The organism is Streptomyces phytophilus (assembly GCF_013870535.1).
In the GTDB taxonomy this organism is placed as follows: Bacteria; Actinomycetota; Actinomycetes; order Streptomycetales; family Streptomycetaceae; genus Streptomyces; species Streptomyces phytophilus.
This window is the reverse complement of record NZ_JACBXC010000648.1, coordinates 1-3403: the sequence shown is the minus strand read 5'-3', so window position 1 is coordinate 3403 and position 3403 is coordinate 1. Positions and strand designations below refer to the sequence as shown.

Sequence of the window (3403 nt, the reverse complement as noted above, 5' to 3'; positions counted from 1 at the left end):
TCGACGTAGTCGGCGACCGCGGCATCGAGCTCCACGTCCTGCTGCGTCTGCTCGGCCAGCAGCCAGCGGTGCTCCAGCACCTCGTGGTAGACCTGCGCCGGGTCGAGCTGGCCGCGCAGCGCCGGCGGCACCGCACCCACGGTCGGCCGGAACACCTCCCGCACCCAGCGGTGCGCCAGCACCTCGGGCCGGGCGCCGAGCGGGTCCCCGGGCGCGTAGTCGTCCTGGGTCGCCATCCAGCTCTCCAGGTCGTTCAGCAGCCGGCGGGCCTGGTTCTCCTCGGTGTCCATGCCGGTCAGCCGCAGCAGCTGGCGCTGGTGGTGGCCGGCGTCGACGACCTTCGGCACGAACGAGACCGTGTCGCCGCCCGGGGAGTGGGTGATCTGCATCTCGGCGACGTCGAAGCCGAGGTCGTGCAGACGGCGTATGCGGCGCTCGATGTAGTGCCGCTTGTCGGCCGGGTAGACCGACTGCCGGGTCAGCTCGTGCCACAGGTCGCCGTACCGCTCGGCGATGGCCGCGCCGAACGGGATCGGGTCGATCGACGGGTGCAGCGCCCCGGAGGCTTCCAGGTCCATCAGCTCGCCCGAGATGTTCATGCGGGCCAGCTCGATGTCGTACTCCCGCTGGCCGTGGCTCAGCCGCGGCTGGATCTGCCCGGTCTCGGCGTCCACCAGGTAGGCGGCGTACGCCCCGGCGTCCCGCCGGAAGAGGGTGTTGGACAGCGAGCAGTCACCCCAGGCGAAACCCGCCAGATGCAGCCGGACGAGCAGCACGGCCAGCGCGTCCATCAGCCGGTTCACGGTGCTCGGGCGCATCGTGGTCTCGAACATCGCCCGGTACGGGCGCGAGCCCACCAGGTGCCGGGTGACGAGCGCCGGCTCCAGCGGCTCGCCGTCCGCGCCGGTGCGGCCGGTGACGACCGCGAGCGCGTCCACGGCGGGGATGCCGAGCCGGTCGAGGTCGCGCAGCAGCTCGTACTCCCGGCGGGCGGCGCGCTCCGGCACCTCCTTGATCGCCACGACCTCCTCGCCGGCCTCGGCGAAACGCACCACGTGCCGTGAGATGCCGCGCGGCAGGTCGACCAGGCAGCTCTCCGGCCAGGTGTCGAGCGGCAGCTCCCAGGGCAGGTCGAGCAGCGCGGCGGGATGCTCCGGGTTGGTGGCGCTGATCTGCAGCTCCGGGCGCACGGCGGTCCTCCTCGGTCGTTCGCCCTCCATCATGCGGTGCCGGCCGCGGCGACGAGGAACTGGGTGGTCGCCAGCTCCGCGTAGAGCCGGTCGCCGGCGACCAGCTCGGCGTGCGTGCCCACGGCCCGCACCCGGCCCGCGTCCACCACCACGATCCGGTCGGCGCTGGTGACCGTCGACAGCCGGTGGGCGACGACGAGCACGGTGGTGCGGCGCGACACCTCCGCCACGGTGTCGCGCAGGGCCGCCTCGTTGACCGCGTCCAGCTGCGACGTGGCCTCGTCGAGCAGGAGCAGCCGGGGCCGGCGCAGCAGCGCGCGGGCGATGGCGACGCGCTGCCGCTCGCCACCGGACAGCTTCGTGCCGCGGTGGCCCACGAGGGTGTCCAGACCCTGCGGCAGCCGCGCCACCAGGCCGTCGAGCCGGGTGGTCTTCAGCACCGCCCGCACGTCGTCCTCGCCGGCCGCCGCGTTGCCCAGCAGCAGGTTGTCGCCGAGCGAGCCCGAGAGCACCGGGGCGTCCTGCTCCACGTACCCGATGGCGGCCCGCAGGGCGGGTATCTCCCAGTCGGTGACGTCGGCGCCGTCCAGGAGTATGCGCCCGGCGGTCGGCTCGTAGAACCGCTCGATCAGCGAGAAGACGGTCGTCTTCCCCGCCCCCGACGGGCCGACGAACGCCGTCATGCCGCGCGGCGGTATCGCGAAGCTGACGCCGTGGTGCACGTACGGCAGGTCGTCCGCGTACCGGAAGCGGACGTCCTCGAACGCCAGCGCCGCCGGCTCGGCTCCCGGCTCCGGCAGCGGCGCGGGCGCCGCGACGGGCTCGGCGGGCAGCTGCTGCGCCTCGCGGATGCGCTCCAGCGCGGCGGCCCCCGTCTGGTACTGCGCGACCGCGGCCACCACCTGCTGGATCGGCGACATCAGATAGAAGACGTAGAGCAGGAAGGCGACCAGCGTGCCCACGTCGATCGACCCGGTCGCCACCCGCGCGCCGCCAACCGCCAGCACGGTGATGAACGCGACCTGCATGGACAGTCCCGCCGTGTTCCCGGCCAGCGCAGACCACTTGGCGGCCCGCACGCTCTGCCGCCACGACTCCTGCGCCGCGGCGTGCACCGCCTGCTCCTCGCGGTGCTCGGCGCCGGACGCCTTGACGGTGCGCAACGCGCCGAGCACCCGCTCCAGCGCCGCCCCCATCAGGCCCACGGACTCGGCCGCCTGCTTCGCCGCCCGGTTGATGCGCGGCACGATGAAGCCGATGACCGTGCCGGCCGCGACGATCACCCCGGCGGTCACCCCGAGCAGCACCGGGTCGACGACGCCCATCAGCACCAGCGTCGCCACGGCCGTCAGACCGCCGGTGCCGAGCCCGACGAGGGTGTCGGTGGTGACCTCGCGCAGCAGCGTGGAGTCGGACGTCACCCGGGCCATCAGGTCCCCGGGCTCCGTACGGTCCACGGCCGAGATGCGCAGCCGCAGCAGGTACGAGCTGACCCGGCGCCGCGCCGTCAGCACCACCGACTCGGCGGTGCGCCGCAGCACGTACGAACCCAGCGCCCCGACCCCGGCGTTGGCGACCACCAGCACCGACATCAGCACCAGAGCCCCCGCGATGGACCGGTCCCCGGACAGGTCGTCGATCAGCGACCGCGCCACCAGCGGCAGCGCCAGCCCGGTGGCGCCCGTCGCCAGCGACAGCAGCGCCCCCGCGAGCAGCGCCCAGCGGTGCGGGCGCGCGTAGGCGAGCAGCATCCGCCACGGCGGCGTGCCTGCTTCTGGCGTCTCGTCCACGGCCACTTCCCACCTCCGGCGATCTCACGGAGATCCTACGGCGGCGGGACCACACCGCCGGAAGTTATCCACAGGCCGCGCGAGCGCTCCGGGCCGCCCCGGTCCGTACGCCCGACGCCGGGCCCCGGCCCGGCCGTTGGCGCCTCAGCCCGCGGCGTAGATGTCCCGGTAGTGGCGCAGGGCCCGGCGGCGCAGCTCCCGGGCCGTCTCGCCCGCGAAGCGGTCCGGCGCCAGCGCCGCGAAGCCCGCGCCCGCCTCGCCGCCGTCCATCGCCTCCGCCAGCGCGGCCGCCGCGCCCGCGGCGTGCGTGACCCAGATCGCCGTCGCCGACCACAGCCCGGGCAGCCCGTCGAACGGGCCGAGCAGCGGCAGGTTGTCCGGGGTCACCGAGAACACTCCGTTGAGGCGGACGGCGGGGGTGAA

Annotated in this window: 2 protein-coding genes and 1 pseudogene; all 3 read right to left on the bottom strand. The window is 74.5% G+C overall.

From position 1 onward, the window contains the following. Positions 1 to 1220 (bottom strand): DUF4032 domain-containing protein (locus H5J30_RS22905; protein ID WP_181789270.1); only part of this gene is annotated, 1220 nt, incomplete at its 3' end. Then, positions 1220 to 2941, bottom strand: a complete 1722-nt coding sequence (locus H5J30_RS22900) for an ABC transporter ATP-binding protein (RefSeq protein WP_220189246.1) — start codon at positions 2939 to 2941, stop codon at positions 1220 to 1222. The genes H5J30_RS22900 and H5J30_RS22905, both read right to left, overlap by 1 nt. Positions 2942 to 3124: 183 nt before the next feature. Further along, a pseudogene (locus tag H5J30_RS22895) lies at positions 3125 to 3403 on the bottom strand (FAD-dependent oxidoreductase); the annotation flags it as partial.

What these genes read in the sequence shown, in the direction of transcription:
- H5J30_RS22900 (WP_220189246.1), bottom strand. Translation starts at nt 2,941, where the DNA reads ATGCTGCTCGCCTACGCGCGCCCGCACCGCTGGGCGCTGCTCGCGGGG.